Source organism: Pedobacter sp. 01N310, assembly GCF_056399805.1.
The window spans coordinates 81,199-95,785 of sequence record NZ_JBFTSB010000011.1 but is presented as its reverse complement, the minus strand read 5'-3'; the positions used below and the strand labels follow the sequence as shown (position 1 = coordinate 95,785).

Sequence of the window (14,587 nt, the reverse complement as noted above, 5' to 3'; positions counted from 1 at the left end):
TTGGGAGGGGACAGGGGAGGATTTAAGTTTGAAACACAAACACTTAGTTCACCTAAACCTGATTGAAATGAGCATGAAGCGCAGCGAAATAAAATGTAAAGCAGGACAGCTGCAACCGATGGAACACCAAACCCTGCTTTACAAAAAATATAAGAGAATATCAGTCTTGGTACTTGATTCTCTCTACTTGATACTACAACAATGAATACTACAACACCGAATACATTAGATTTTTTATCTGCATCGCAAAGGTTAAAAGGGGTGGTAAAACGTACACCTTTAGAGTTTAACGCCGGACTTTCTGCTCATTACAATGCCAATATTTATTTAAAAAGAGAAGACTTGCAAATTGTACGCTCGTACAAATTGCGTGGTGCTTACAATAAAATTAGCTCCTTGCCACAAGATGCATTAATTAACGGTGTAGTTTGTGCAAGTGCGGGGAACCATGCACAAGGCGTGGCCTATTCATGTAAAAAACTCGGCATTAAAGGGGTGATTTTTATGCCAGAGATTACACCGAAACAAAAGGTTAAACAAACTTACATGTTTGGTGGCGACAATGTTGAAGTGGTTTTAGTAGGCGATACTTTTGATGATTGTTTAAAAGAAGCTTTAGCTTATAGTGCCGAAAAATCAGCCACTTTTATTCCACCTTTCGATGATGAAAAAGTAATTGAAGGACAGGCAACGGTTGGTGTAGAAATTTACGAAGATCTACCTGACCTGGATATGATTGTAATGCCGGTTGGTGGAGGCGGTTTGGCATCGGGTGTAAGCGCTTACATGAAAACCGTTAAGCCTGAAGTGAAATTAGTTGGTGTTGAACCACTTGGTGCACCATCAATGGTTACGGCGATGGAATATGGTGGTCCGTTTACCTTAGAAGAAATAGACCGATTTGTGGATGGTGCAGCTGTAAAAAGAATTGGCCATATCACTTACGAATATTGTAAGGAACTGCTTGATCAGATGCATTTAATCCCTGAAGGAAAAATCTGTACGACCATTTTAAAATTGTATAACGAAGATGCCATTGTGGTTGAACCTGCGGGAGCACTGTCTGTGGCTGCATTAGATCAGCTTAAAGACCAGATTGCCGGTAAAACGGTAGTTTGTATCGTAAGCGGTGGAAATAACGATATTGAGCGTATGCAGGAGATTAAAGAGAAATCTTTGCTTTTCGAAGGCTTGAAACATTATTTCATTGTACGTTTCCCACAAAGACCAGGTGCTTTAAAGTTATTTGTGAATGAAGTTTTAGGTCCACAGGATGACATTACCCGTTTCGAGTTTATTAAAAAAACAAATAAAGAAAATGGCCCCGCTTTGGTTGGTATTGAACTTTCTAATAAAAACGATTATGCAAGTTTATTACAACGCATGAAAGATTTTAAATTTGAAATTATTGAGCTAAACCAGGATCAGACTTTGTTTGAGTATTTGGTTTAAGGTTATTTAACCGCGAAGGGCGCAAAGTTTTTCGCTAAGCACGCAAAGTATAATTTAATTCCTTTGTCATCCTGAGCCTGTCGAAGGACAATCACAGTGTTTCGACAAGCTCAACATGACACATCTTAATAGAGAAAAATGAATTTCAAAGACTTAAGCAACAAGGCATTAATTGCTGACAGCGATATTGATTGGGAAGATTTAGGAGCAGGCGTTAAACGCAAAATTATGGCTTACGATAATCAGTTGATGTTGGTTAAAGTGGAATTTGAAAAAGATGCCATTGGTACCATTCACAATCATCCTCATTTACAAATGAGCTATGTAGCAAAAGGAAGTTTTGAAGTAACCATGGGTGATGATAAGAAAATTTTAAATGAAGGTGATGTTTTCTTTGCCCCATCAAATGTATTTCATGGTGTATTTTGTTTAGAAGCGGGTTTATTGATTGATATTTTTAATCCACATAGAGAAGATTTTTTGAAATAAGATTTGGTTATGTCGTCATGCTGTCCCGAACCTTCGGGATCAGCATCTATCCTGCAAACCTCCGAAGTTTTACTAGTTCTACTCTTTCCAAAAAGACCCTGAAATAAATTCAGGGTGACGATCGCTTAACCTTAAACCTTCTAAGCCCTACTCAAAAGTAAACCTCACATTCTTATAGCCCAAACCTTCTATAATCGGTTTAAGTACCGTTGTAGCATTGGTTTTTGTTTGTGTTAAAATACTCGATTTTTTAACCTCAGCAGTTACTTGTCTTTCGGCTGCTTTATACGCTTCATCTACCAAACCGGCTTCGCGGAAGAAAGCCATTTTCGTATCGTAAACACGCGAATTTTTATGGTCGATTTTTACATAACATATTTCAGGCTGTGGCAAATTTACTACAGCGGTGTCCGCATCAATATCAATATCTTCACGGGTAATTTTTGTTAAGTCGATACAACCTACTGCTTCGGCTTTAACAATCAATAAAACACTTGCTTCGGGTAAAAAGTCTGTTTTATTTTTATGTTCTAAAACATCGCTAATCTGGTACCTTACCAGCTCCAATTTACCAATGGCCTCAATTTTCTCTACCAGAAGCTGATGTTTGCTCTCTACAGAGGTATTGATGCTGAACTTTTTGGAGATAAATAAATACCCCGCAACGATTAAAATTAACCAGGGTAAGAGGCGAAAAAAGAGCTTCATGTTTTAAAAAAATAAGGTGCCAACATTTATGTATTTAATCTGTTGCACAATAATTAATCCATTAATCCACAATTATATTTTTTTGGCAACAGATTTGTAATACCGATATCACACACACAAATAAACACTAATCAACATGAAAAAATTTACCATCTTAATGCTTTGCATTGCCACACTAGGTCTGGCTTCTTGCAAAAAAGACACGATTGTTCAACCAGGCAATGCCATTTTAACTGTCGTTAAAGATATATCTCCCAATGCATGGGTATTAAGTAATGACCAAAAAACATTTACTGCAGATATTTCTGTTCCTGAAATCGACCAGTATCATGTCGACAATGAAGGAACTTTGGTTTACATTTCTTATAACAGTGGAGCCAGTTATATAGCGCTACCTTTTGTTTATAATGTTGATGCCTATAGTTTTGAAGTATACAAAGGCGGTGTATCTATCGATGTACAAAGTTCAGATTACCAGGCAACAACTCCAATAAAACCTACATCAACAGTAAGGGTAAAAATAGTTCTTGTTGGAAACGATTTATAACTAGTATTTAAAACTCCAAAAAACGACTGATGTTCAATTGAACGTGGTCGTTTTTTTTATGCTCTCCCCTGTTTAGCTGTAAGACACGGATGTTAACACCATTTCTTTCCAAAAGCAGTTCATCATAAAAACCTTTGTAGTACACATCCTTTACCTCATAGCGCCTGCTGCTCCAACTATTGCTTATTTCAGCCCATTCGGGATAAAACACAACGAATTCTTTTTCCGTTTTTAAACCAATTTTTTCGGCATCGGCTTTTGATAAAACCACAGCATTGCCTAAAATCTGAGCGGTGTAAATGTGTTTTGGGTGCTGGTAAATGTCAGCTGGTTTTCCGGTTTGTAGCAATTCGCCRTTTTTTAGAATCAGTAACTGATCGGCCAAAAACAAACCATCAGCCGGATCGTGAGAAACCAAAATTACGGTAACACCAGTTTCGGAGGCTACTCGTTTAATATCGGCACGCAGTTGATTCTTAAGTAGCGCATCAACCTGACTAAAAGGTTCGTCTAAAAGTAAAACCTGTGTATCGGCAACCATTGCTTTTGCTATGGCTACACGCTGCTGCTCTCCCCCGCTCAGTTCGATGATTTTTTTGTTCTGGAGTGGCGAAATCCGAAGGTGCTCCATAATCTGAAGCGTTTTTTCGGCTTTGGTTTTAAGGTCGGTATTTGAGAGTTGTGAGGCAATATTATCGTAAACCTTCGCATAAATATTTAACGAAAAATCCTGCGTAACCATTTTCATCTGTTTGTGGCCTGGAATGAGTTGTTCATCAGGACCTTTAACCCTTTGATCTTCGAAAAAGATTTCACCCTCATCGGTTTTCAGCAATCCGTAAATGGATTTCAGTAAGGTCGATTTTCCACTGCCACTTTCTCCGATTATGGCCACTATATCGCCTCTTTTGATTTCGAAACTTACATTTTTAATACCTCCGGCCTGTTCTGCCTGATATTGCTTGGTTAAATTTTTAACGTTGATTATGGTATTGCTCACGTGGTAAAGATAAGAAAAAGGTAGAGGGTTTTAAGGTGGAAGGTTTAAGGTGCAAACAAAATTACACGTGCATTATATTTTATTTTTGCACGTATCCAGGCAACTATGTATCTTTACATCTTGACATCAGCAATTATAAGGCCATGAACACTAAACTAACCTTAACCATAGATAAGTCTGTTATTAAACAGGCAAAAGCTTATGCAGAACAACAAGGCAGAAGTCTTTCTGCAGTAGTAGAGAATTATTTAAAAGCTGTTATCAAAAAAGAAGAGATTGTAAGAGAAGATGATGAACTTTCTCCAATCATAAAATCTTTGATGCTCCGCCCGAAAGTAGAATTACCTGATGATTATGATTATAAAAAAGAGCTGGAGAAAGTCAGGGATGAGAAATATCAAAAATATTTAAATAATAATGAAAGATAATATTCTCATTGATTCTGATGTTTTACTTGATTTTTTTCTGAAACGAGAACCATTTTTTATTGATTCATCAAAAATTCTGAATTTATGTGTCAACCAAAAAATCAATGGTTTTGTTTCGGGTTTAATAATAGCCAACACGTATTATTTGTTGAGAAAACACTTTAATCATAAAGACATTTTGGCCGACTTTAAGATATTATTTACTTTTTTAGATATTTTAATAATTGACAAAAACGTTATTTTGACTTCAATCGATTCTGAATTCATAGATTTTGAAGATGCACTCCAAAATTTTTCGGCTGAAAACCATGGATCAATTAATGCTATAATTACGCGAAATATTAAAGATTATAAAAAGAGTAAGCTAAGTGTATTAACACCTACAATGTTTCTAAAAACATTATAAAATAAAAAATCCTGTCTCGCCTAACCGAAACAGGATCTGTTTTATTTGTGTGTTGCTGTTTTAATTTAAGCCGAAGGTAACCCCGAAACTCATATTTTTTAAGCCAGCTTGTTGAGTGGTAGTAAACATATCGTTAAAGTAATATTTGGTAAATAATCCTATACCACCATAGCCAAATCTAACTGTGCCTCCATAACGAACCGATTGAAAATGGTAGCTATCGTATTGTTTTTCTTTACCACGTTCTTCGCTTATCTGTTTAATTTTTCCGTTTAGCAAAAAGCTAACCTCCGGACCTAAAACCAGGTAAAATCTTTTGCTGTTTTTGTTTTCGCTGGTACGGAATTCGAAGTTTAAGGGAATGTGTACATAACTGCTCGAGAATCGGTTTTTTGAAAAATGTACAGGTGCCTGATCGGTATATACAAATTCGTTAGCGTTTTTAGCAATAGTAATGTCTTTTCTTAAACGGATCAATGTCCAGTCGAACCCACCGGCTACATAAACCTTAAAGTTAGAGTTGAAACGGTAGCCCAATTGCAAAACATCGAAAGAGAAAGTACTGGTTTTGCCACCTTTATAATCCAAAAAATCGTTGTTTGGCGATAAGTTGAAACTGCCATTATCGATTAACCTGGAGAAACCTAAATCAACTCTGGTAAAAGTAATTCCGCCCACGAAACGGCCTTTTTTAACTGAATCTGTAGATTTGGTTTTAATGATGATACCATGTCCTTCACTATAATCCATTTTCTTTTTAGTACTATCTTGTTGTGCAAAAGCACCTTGAGCCATAACACCGGCAAGTCCGCTTACCAAAAGTGTTGTATAAATTAGACGTTTCATATATGTGTGTGTGTTGTTGAGTTATTGAATGAGTGAATTATTGAATGTTATAAAGTTGAATATGTAATATTTAAGGTTCAGATACTAGCAACTGTGAACTGATAATGAAAACTGTTTACTTCTTATTTCGTTTACCTATTTTAAATGGGCCGATATTGATCGATGCCAAAGAAGAATCATCATCATCGGTGCGGAACTGTATCAGCTTATCTTTTCTTTTGTCCATTTTATTAACAATGAGGTTTACCACATCCCCAACATTACGGATGCCTTTATTGCTCTGTTCGTTTTCGTTAACAGGATCGTCCGTTTTAACTGGCGTTGCAACAACAGCAGTTAAAATCTCTTCTTTTGGCTGTAAAATCGCCTCTTCGATTTTTGTGTTGATATCTTTTTTAGGTTCTTCAACTTTAGCTATAATTGTCTTTTGCATTTCAGGAGCCGTAACTATCCGCGGTTGTTCCACAGCAGGTTTAACGTCTTTTTTCACCTTTATTTTGGCAATAGCACTTACTGCCTTAGCTCGAACTGGCAAAACTGGTGTTATATTTTCAACTGGAGCAACAATTGTAGCCAAAGAATCTTTAACAACTGGCTCTTGTACCACTGGTTTCGCTTTTTCAATCGTGTTACTGGCCAATTGTTTACCTCTACTGCTGGTATTTTGCTGTTGATAAACCAAAATCCCAATCGTAGCGATCAATAATACAGCGGCCGCAGACAACCAATAAATCGGTATGATTCTTTTTTTCTTAGGTGCTATTTCACTTTCAATATTGCTCCATAAATCCCTCGAAGGCGTTACTTCCGCATCAGCAAAAGCATCCTTAAATAACTGATCAAAATCCTTATCCCGTATAGGTTGCATAACCAAATCCCTCCATTTTTATAATTTCTTCTTTTAATATCGCTCTTGCTCTCGACAGTTGCGATTTGCTCGCACCTTCTGAGATTCCAAGTGTTTCTCCAATTTCTTTGTGCGAATAGCCTTCAATTACGTACATGTTAAATACCATGCGGTAACCATCTGCCAATTTTTGTATCACATTCATTAAATCCTGCATCCCTAAAGTGCCAAAATCAAATCCGGTTGATGGTTGCTCGTAAGCTTCATCTATTTCAACCACATTTAAGCTGCGTAAATTTTTACGGTAACTTTCAATCGCGGTGTTCACCATAACCCTTCTAATCCAGCCTTCAAAAGAACCATCGCCTCTATACTCTTTTATTTTCTGGAAAATTTTAATATATCCCATCTGCAGCACATCTTCTGCCTCCATTCTATCTTTGGCGTAGCGCATACAAACGGCCAACATTTTCGATGCAGTTTGCTTGTAAAGCAGCTCCTGCATTTTCCGGTCGCCAGCTTTGCAGCCTTCCATCAAATCGTTTATCGTATAGCTTCGCGTCAATTTCATTGTGTGTTTGTAAATAGAAGATGGCAGATTACAAACAATGGTTGCATGAGGTGAGAAAAAAAGTTAAATAAAGTTAAAAATAACCAAACAACAGTTGATTATCAGCAAGATATAGTTGAAATATTTTTTCAAGAAAGATATTGTTTTTTATTTGGAAAGCAAAGGCAGGAGCATTTTTGAGGTGTTAATCCCGCTATTCGCTTCAAAGCCTTGGTTCGTTCCTCACCTTCGTGTTTTTCGCTGCTATCGGGTTTAATTGGCAGGGACTTCCGAAGTTTCAAAGGAGTAGGAACACAAAGGGGACCTCCGGATGGCTGTATAAGCATAAAACTCCGCAGGTTTTAGAAACCTGCGGAGTTTGAATCGGTATGAGTTTAATCACCCTAAACCCTACACCTTTTACCTCTCACCTTTCTTCACCTTAAACAATTTAAAATCCTGTTTGTAGGTCAAAAAGAATGAATGGTTAAACTGAAGTTGTTTATCGGTATGATCAAGATCAATATGCGGCTCGAAACGAACATCAAGGTATAAATGTGGGATTAACTCTTTTTGGTAAGCATAACGCAACGAAACAATGTTTCTAGCACTTTGCTTTAAGCCCGGACTGTACAGGTTATCTGAAACCGATTCATAAAGTGGCATACCTTTAATCGAAATAAAGTTGTTGCCTTTCCAGTAAGAAGCCACCAAACTGCCCCATTTACTTTCTACACCCGCATTTAACCATAGACCAAAGCCACCTTGGTAAGCTCTTCTTTTATCAGGTGAAAAATCTTTATACACCGCAATATAGTTGTCGGTATATACCTGTTTAATGTTGGTATTAATTGCTTTGTGCAGTTTTAAACCAGTTGCACCGTTAAACATAGTCGTAATCGGAATTTCTTTAAGTACATCAATTTGTCCACCTTGATGAAAGGCCAAAAATTGGGCAGGCAAACTAAATTTCCAGCCATTACCTTCTGCAATGGTACTTTCGGTAGATAAACCGCCAATAATTTCCTCTTTAGCAGGATCACCCTTATAAATCATTTTCTGCCAGGCAATCCAGGCATCTAAAGTAAACTTCTTGCGCTCAACCAATAACTGTGTTCCGTATTCAATTGGCGTAGTTAAGGTTCTTTCGAAATCGTATAAAGGTTCGATATACTTATGCTGAATGTTACCTTCTAAACTTCCAAAAATTAAAGTAAGATTTCTTTTGTGGTATTTTACGCTGAATAAAGGTTTCGCATCGGAAATCCCGTTTCTACCAAAATCCTTTCTGATAAAAGCACCAGCGGTAATCGCCAGATTAGGATGCGCGTAGTAAACAATTTGAGGCTGTAACTGTGTTCCGTACAAAGTATAACCATCATGAAAATCGTTGGTATACTCGTAATTACGAACATAGTTTAAATTATAAAAGTTGAAGTGAACCTCGTTGGTTAAGCTGCTATCGGGACGTATCCGGTTTTCGAAAGCCGATTGATCAAACTGTGCCGAAGCGAAATAAGCACTAAAAAGAAATGGTATTAGCAGTAAGGCCTTTTTCAGACCTGTAGTTGTAAACATGCGCTTGAATTTTATCGCCCAAATTTAGAATAGTTTTTGGTTTATTTAACCGCGAGGCACGCGAAGTTTACGCAAAGGAAACAAAGTGATTTACGAGTCGACCACCAAGGTTACAAAGGACACAAAGCTTTTATTAACACCGCTAATTACAAACAATATTCTCAGTGCCCTAGTGAATTGTGGTATACAGATTATTCGCCACGTTTTTTACGATAGTTCTTGTACAGTTTAACCGCAATCATAATGGCCATTGCTATGCCCATTATCCCTATTAAACCGTAAATCCAGTTAATGGCGTTTTTCAGGATTACCACGAATACAATGGCAATCATAAAAATCGTTGCCAATTCGCGCCACAACCTCAATTGAAAGCTGTTTAACCTATACTGGTTGTTTTTAAGCTGTTTAACGATGTTCTGACAGATAAAATGATAAATGAGTAAGCCAACAACAAAACCTAGCTTAACCCACATCCAATCGGCTTGAAGCAAGCCTTGGTTTAAAGTCAGCATAGATACACCTGCCAAAACAGAAATGATCATGGCTGGGGTGGCGATAATTTTCCACAAAGTAGCCTCCATTTTAACAAACTGTTTTTGGAGGATACTTTTTTCGGGTTCAGGTTTATCGTTTGCCTCGGTATGGTAAATAAAAAGACTCAGGATATAAAACAGTCCTGCCATCCAGCTGATTACAAATACAACATGTACTGCTATGAAATATCGATAATATGGCAATAGCGTTTCTATCATTTATCTATTATGGGTTGACGAGAATTTAATACCTAAACTCTTTAACCACTTCAATTGCGTATTTAACGTTATCGAAGGGAATATCTGGCATTATACCATGGCCCAAATTGAAGATAAAACCTTCGGTACCACGCATGCGTTCAAACAATTTATGGATCTGTGCTTTAATTACTGCTTTATCTGCATATAAAATATGTGGATCTAAATTTCCCTGTACGGCAATACCTTTTGGCAAAGCATTTTTAATGTTCAATAAATCAGCATTCCAGTCAACTGAAATTACATCTGGTTTAGCTTCTGCCATAATCGGAGCAAAAACTGAGCTCCCTTTACAAAAAGAAATAACCGGAATATCTTTTCTGTTTAAGTTAGCAATGATTTCCTGAATATAATGGTGAGAAAACTCCTGATAATCATTCCATGATAAAGCAAGTGCCCAACTATCAAAAATCTGAACAGCATTAACGCCAGCAGTAATCTGAAGATTCAGGTAATCTGCCGTTACTTTAGCAATTTTAGCCAAAAGTTTGTGCGCCAGCTCTGGCTGATTGTGTATAAAGAGCTTGGTTAATTTAAAATCTTTAGATGAACCTCCTTCAATTAAATAACTCATTACGGTAAATGGTGCACCTGCAAAACCGATCAATGGAATTCTGTTATCCAATCGTTGTTGAATCACTTTAATCGCATCAGCAACATATTGCAATTCGTCCAGACAATCAACATTTAAGTTTTCGATGTCTTTAGCGGTACGTACCGGATTTGCAAATTTAGGTCCAACGCCTTGAGTAAAACTCAAATCACCACCCATAGCCTCTCCGGTTACCAAAATATCACAGAATAAAATCGCGGCGTCAATATCCAACAAATCAACAGGCAACATGGTCACATCTGCAGCAATTTCTGGATTTTTACACATCTCTAAAAAAGAGTATTTGTTTTTAATTTCCCAATATTGTGGCATAAAACGACCTGCCTGACGCATCATCCATACTGGTGGGCGTTCGGTTTGTTTTGAAAATGCTGCGTCTAAAAATAGGTTATTCTTCATGATTGTATCTGGTGTCGCACTACACGTCATGCTGAATTTATTTCAGCATCTTTCTTTAGTTAGATCCAGAACTGAGTTCAGGATGACGGACTGCCTAAAATTTTAATTTTGCAAAGGTATAAATAAAAAAAAAACGAAGTACCTTTTTATCCCTAAACTGGTGCTTCGTTATTCAAAATGACAATATTAATATTATAACTTGCTTATTTCTTTTTCAATTTTAACGAGAATGTCTTTCGAGCGTTGCGTTTCGGCAAGCTCTTTGGCCAATTTCGTATAAGCTTCTGCCCTTTCTCTATCTTTCTTCCGCAAAGCGAGATTAGCCAAATGGATCAGTACATACGATTTCTCATTTTTACCTCCTACCGGAAAGCGGCTTGCCAACTGAAAGTGATACTCGGCTTTATCATAGTCTTCTTCCTTCAAAGCCATATTGCCTTGCATAAATTCGTAATAACCCCTTCGGCTTTTAGCCAAGCGCTCTGGCTTAACCACCTCAGCCAATAAGGCTTTGGTTTTACCGAATTCGTTATTCTTGAAATGTTTTGATGCCATCAAAACCGAACTATGCTTAAAATGGCTCCAAACAACAAAGGCAAACAACAGTCCTGAAACAGCGGCCAGCTGATATTGATTGTAAAATACACAAACCAATGCAGCAAGCGCAAAAACAGCCATTAAAGCATATCTGCCCTTATTATTGTACATTAATGACTATCAGTAAATTTATAGCCTACACCGCGGATCGAGTGGAAATAAACTGGATTTTTTTGATCTGGTTCGAAATACTTACGGAAAGTTAAAATGAAGTTATCGATTGTTCTTGTTGAAGGATAAACATCATAATTCCAAACGGTTTCTAAAATCTGCTCTCTTGAAACCGCATCGTTTTTACGTTCGATCAACAGTTTCAACAACATCGTTTCCTTTTTGGTTAACGGTGTGATGGTGCCATCATCGTGTTTTAATTCGAAAGAGTTAAAATAAATTGTTTTATCACCGATTTTGTAAGAATTCAATTCTTTTAAATCATCAGATTTTAAACTGCGTTTAACCAAAATACCAACACGAAGAATTAATTCTTCTAAGTTGAAAGGTTTAACCAAATAATCATCAGCTCCCTTTTTCAAACCTAAAACACGGTCTTCTGAAGTGTTTTTAGCTGTTAAAAACATAATCGGAACTTCTGCATTCTCTAAACGGATTGTTTCGCAAACCTGGAAACCATCCATTTCAGGCAACATTACATCTAAAATAATTAGATTAAAGCGTTCTTCTTTAAAAATTTTAAGAGCGGTTTTGCCATCTTTAACGGCGTGAACTTTATAACCCTCAAGTTCCAGGTTTAATTTGATAGCATCTAACAAGTGATCCTCGTCTTCTACCAATAGAATTCTTAATTTTTGTGACATAATTGAGATTAACTAAATGTTACTTCAAAAATACTTCCTTGAGGCAAATTGTCTTTTACTGTAATATCTGCATCATGGTATTGTAAAACCTCTTTCACAATAAACAAGCCTAAACCTGTTCCTTTCGCTTTTCTGACATTCTCGTTACCAACGCGGTAAAACTTATCAAATATCAACATTTTTTCGGCATCTGAAATACCCGGCCCCTGATCTACCACACTTAATTGAATATGCCCATCAACTTTGTTTAAATGCACATTTATCTCATCACACGGGTTCGAATACTTCACCGCATTCTCAATTAAATTGGTTACTACTGACGATAAGGCAAATTTGTCACCCACCACCTGCAAATTTGGCTGAATTTTAGCATTTATAATCTGCTCGCATCCGCAAGAGTGAACCTGTAGCCTATCCGTGATTTTATATACCAGCTCCGAGAAGTTAAATTCTTCCTTCGGAAAAGTATAGGAACGGTTTTCGATCTTGGTGGCCAACAACATATTTTCAACCAGATCATCCAAACGCTCGATATCTTTTAGCGAATTGTTAAGCAATGAAGTTTGGCGTGCCTTATCCAAATCACGTTTAACAATGGTTTGGATAGAAAGTTTTATCGCTGCCAAAGGCGATTTCAGCTCATGTGTAATTGACATCAGAAAGTTCTGCTGCTGTTCCCTTAATTTATCTTCACGTTTTAACGATTGATGAAGGAAATAACCGCCGATACAGAGCAAAAACAAAAACACTGAACCTTCGCCCATAATCATGGTCATGCGGCTTGGCTGCAAACGCACCACCAATGTTCCCCACGAAATGAGTTGAATCAGTGCGTAAAGCAATAATGCGTAAAATATAATTATAGATTTCTTCATACCCCAACCCCTAAAGGGGCTTTTAATTTTAAATATCTTTTCCTTCGGGTTGATTACACAGATAATGTGATTTCACCGATTTATTCTACTCTGTCCGCTATTGCGAAGCACACAGCAATCTTACTACTACCGGTATTTTAAAACCAATTGACTAAGATTACTACGCCGTTCCTCCTCGCAATGACGATTTTCCGAACAAACCTCTTGCTCTCTGTGAAAACTTAGCGTCCTCTGTGGTTAAACAAAAAAGTCTTACTTCTTAAATACTAAATCTAATGCTTCAAAAATAGCACGTTTCGCTTTTTCCAATTCGATCTTAGTATGTGCTGAAGATACGAAACCAACTTCATATCCCGATGGGCCTAAATAAATTCCTCTATTCAATAACTCGCGGTGCATAATTTTGAATTTCTCCATGCTGCTGGCATCAATATCATCAGCCGACTGGATTTTATCTTTATCGGTAAAAGCAAACCAGAAGATAGAACCAATGGTAAATACCTTAAATTTATAGTTACGTGCGGTTGCAAAACGCTGAATACTGGCTACAAATTCTTGCGCTTTGGTATTCAAATCTTTGTAAAAGCTTGATTTGTTCAGTTCTGTTAATGTTGCAATGCCTGCTGCCATAGCCACCGGATTTCCAGACAAGGTTCCTGCCTGATACACACCGCCATCAGGAGAGATATGTGCCATAATTTCAGCACGTGCACCATACATCCCAACAGGTAAGCCACCACCAATGATTTTGCCATAAGTAACAATATCAGGTGTAACGCCATAATGCGCCGCAGCTCCTTCAAAGCCTACCCTGAAACCGGTAATAACTTCATCGAAAATCAGAAGGGAACCGTTATCCGTACAGATTTTACGCAAGAAATGAATATATTCTTCATCTTGAATAATCAAACCATTATTTGCAGGGATACCCTCAATAATTACTGCTGCAATCTGATCTTTGAACTGAGCAAAAGCTTGTTCAATAGCTGTTTTATCATTTAGGGGTACAACGATGGTTTCTTCAGCAAAAGATTTTGGCACACCCGCAGAAGAGGTTTCACCAAAAGTAACCAAACCAGAACCGGCTTTAACCAAAAGCGAATCGCTATGACCGTGGTAACAGCCTTCGAACTTTAAAATTTTATCGCGACCGGTAAAACCTCTTGCCAAACGTATGGCAGACATTACCGCTTCGGTACCAGAACTGGTAAAACGGATTTTCTCAACAAAACGGTTGTTTTTGATAATCAGCTCAGCCAATTCATTTTCTAAAGCTGTTGGCGCACCAAAGCTCATTCCGTTCTGCATTACCTCGGTAACTTTTTCGCGGATTTTAGGATTGTTATGCCCTAAAATTAATGGTCCCCAGCTACCACAGAAATCGATAAACTGATTACCATCGGCATCCCAAATATAACAGCCATCACCTTTTTCGATAAAAAGTGGCGTACCATAAACAGATTTAAAAGCCCTAACAGGTGAGTTTACCCCACCAGGGAAATACGTTTTTGATTTCTCGTACAATTCGGCAGATTTTACTCTCGAAATATCAGGTTTACTACCTGTATTTACCGGAATATCGGCTTCGTTGCCTGAAAACATTTTCTTTAATGAATCTAACATTTTTATTAAGCTTAAAGCTGAAA

Annotated in this window: 17 protein-coding genes; 5 read left to right on the top strand and 12 right to left on the bottom strand. The window is 37.3% G+C overall.

Annotated elements, in window-relative coordinates; translation table 11 throughout:
- Positions 1 to 201 precede the first annotated feature (201 nt).
- A complete protein-coding gene (gene ilvA / locus AC1DNH_RS19540; protein ID WP_215125555.1) occupies positions 202 to 1,452 on the top strand; it encodes a threonine ammonia-lyase IlvA in 1,251 nt (416 codons plus the stop codon).
- A 138-nt stretch (positions 1,453 to 1,590) separates the two neighbouring features.
- Positions 1,591 to 1,941, top strand: coding sequence for a cupin domain-containing protein (locus tag AC1DNH_RS19535; RefSeq protein WP_477582595.1), 351 nt, complete (start codon positions 1,591 to 1,593; stop codon positions 1,939 to 1,941).
- 147 nt (positions 1,942 to 2,088) lie between these two features.
- On the opposite strand, the gene AC1DNH_RS19530 is transcribed toward AC1DNH_RS19535, so the two are convergent.
- Positions 2,089 to 2,649: a DUF4230 domain-containing protein gene (locus tag AC1DNH_RS19530; RefSeq protein ID WP_477582597.1), complete on the bottom strand. Its 561-nt coding sequence runs from the start codon at positions 2,647 to 2,649 to the stop codon at positions 2,089 to 2,091.
- A 136-nt stretch (positions 2,650 to 2,785) separates the two neighbouring features.
- Between AC1DNH_RS19530 and AC1DNH_RS19525 the strand changes: the two genes are divergently transcribed.
- Complete coding sequence (locus AC1DNH_RS19525; protein WP_477582599.1) at positions 2,786 to 3,196, top strand: hypothetical protein; 411 nt, start codon at positions 2,786 to 2,788, stop codon at positions 3,194 to 3,196.
- Between the two features lie 7 nt (positions 3,197 to 3,203).
- Here the strand turns inward: AC1DNH_RS19525 and AC1DNH_RS19520 are convergent, their stop codons facing one another.
- On the bottom strand, positions 3,204 to 4,196 hold the full coding sequence (locus AC1DNH_RS19520) for an ABC transporter ATP-binding protein (protein ID WP_477582601.1): 993 nt from the start codon (positions 4,194 to 4,196) through the stop codon (positions 3,204 to 3,206).
- A 143-nt stretch (positions 4,197 to 4,339) separates the two neighbouring features.
- On the opposite strand from AC1DNH_RS19520, the gene AC1DNH_RS19515 reads away from it, so the two are divergent.
- On the top strand, positions 4,340 to 4,624 hold the full coding sequence (locus AC1DNH_RS19515; RefSeq protein WP_477610590.1) for a DUF6364 family protein: 285 nt from the start codon (positions 4,340 to 4,342) through the stop codon (positions 4,622 to 4,624).
- Positions 4,614 to 5,030: a PIN domain-containing protein gene (locus AC1DNH_RS19510; RefSeq protein ID WP_477610589.1), complete on the top strand. Its 417-nt coding sequence runs from the start codon at positions 4,614 to 4,616 to the stop codon at positions 5,028 to 5,030. Before AC1DNH_RS19515 ends, AC1DNH_RS19510 begins: the two co-directional genes overlap by 11 nt.
- A gap of 60 nt (positions 5,031 to 5,090) precedes the next feature.
- On the opposite strand, the gene AC1DNH_RS19505 is transcribed toward AC1DNH_RS19510, so the two are convergent.
- From AC1DNH_RS19505 to hemL, 10 genes are all read right to left on the bottom strand, one after another.
- Positions 5,091 to 5,876, bottom strand: a complete 786-nt coding sequence (locus tag AC1DNH_RS19505) for an outer membrane beta-barrel protein (protein ID WP_477610588.1) — start codon at positions 5,874 to 5,876, stop codon at positions 5,091 to 5,093.
- Positions 5,877 to 5,991: 115 nt separating this feature from the next.
- Complete coding sequence (locus tag AC1DNH_RS19500; protein ID WP_477584974.1) at positions 5,992 to 6,744, bottom strand: hypothetical protein; 753 nt, start codon at positions 6,742 to 6,744, stop codon at positions 5,992 to 5,994.
- Positions 6,725 to 7,294: an RNA polymerase sigma factor gene (locus AC1DNH_RS19495; RefSeq protein WP_477584973.1), complete on the bottom strand. Its 570-nt coding sequence runs from the start codon at positions 7,292 to 7,294 to the stop codon at positions 6,725 to 6,727. Before AC1DNH_RS19495 ends, AC1DNH_RS19500 begins: the two co-directional genes overlap by 20 nt.
- A gap of 399 nt (positions 7,295 to 7,693) precedes the next feature.
- Positions 7,694 to 8,851 carry a hypothetical protein gene (locus tag AC1DNH_RS19490; RefSeq protein WP_477625589.1) on the bottom strand — a complete coding sequence of 386 codons (1,158 nt, stop codon included), beginning with the start codon at positions 8,849 to 8,851 and terminating at the stop codon, positions 7,694 to 7,696.
- 191 nt (positions 8,852 to 9,042) lie between these two features.
- Positions 9,043 to 9,603 carry a CopD family protein gene (locus tag AC1DNH_RS19485; RefSeq protein WP_477584783.1) on the bottom strand — a complete coding sequence of 187 codons (561 nt, stop codon included), beginning with the start codon at positions 9,601 to 9,603 and terminating at the stop codon, positions 9,043 to 9,045.
- Positions 9,604 to 9,628: 25 nt separating this feature from the next.
- The gene (gene hemE / locus AC1DNH_RS19480; protein ID WP_477584782.1) at positions 9,629 to 10,654 is read right to left on the bottom strand and encodes a uroporphyrinogen decarboxylase; all 1,026 of its coding nucleotides are present in this window, start codon (positions 10,652 to 10,654) and stop codon (positions 9,629 to 9,631) included.
- A 192-nt stretch (positions 10,655 to 10,846) separates the two neighbouring features.
- Positions 10,847 to 11,362, bottom strand: coding sequence for a hypothetical protein (locus AC1DNH_RS19475; RefSeq protein ID WP_477608226.1), 516 nt, complete (start codon positions 11,360 to 11,362; stop codon positions 10,847 to 10,849).
- Positions 11,362 to 12,066: a response regulator transcription factor gene (locus tag AC1DNH_RS19470; protein ID WP_025146905.1), complete on the bottom strand. Its 705-nt coding sequence runs from the start codon at positions 12,064 to 12,066 to the stop codon at positions 11,362 to 11,364. The genes AC1DNH_RS19475 and AC1DNH_RS19470 overlap by 1 nt, the downstream gene beginning before the upstream one ends.
- Positions 12,067 to 12,074: 8 nt before the next feature.
- A complete protein-coding gene (locus tag AC1DNH_RS19465; protein ID WP_029275766.1) occupies positions 12,075 to 12,941 on the bottom strand; it encodes a sensor histidine kinase in 867 nt (288 codons plus the stop codon).
- Between the two features lie 252 nt (positions 12,942 to 13,193).
- The gene (gene hemL / locus AC1DNH_RS19460) at positions 13,194 to 14,564 is read right to left on the bottom strand and encodes a glutamate-1-semialdehyde 2,1-aminomutase (RefSeq protein ID WP_477584780.1); all 1,371 of its coding nucleotides are present in this window, start codon (positions 14,562 to 14,564) and stop codon (positions 13,194 to 13,196) included.
- Between the last annotated feature and the right edge of the window lie 23 nt (positions 14,565 to 14,587).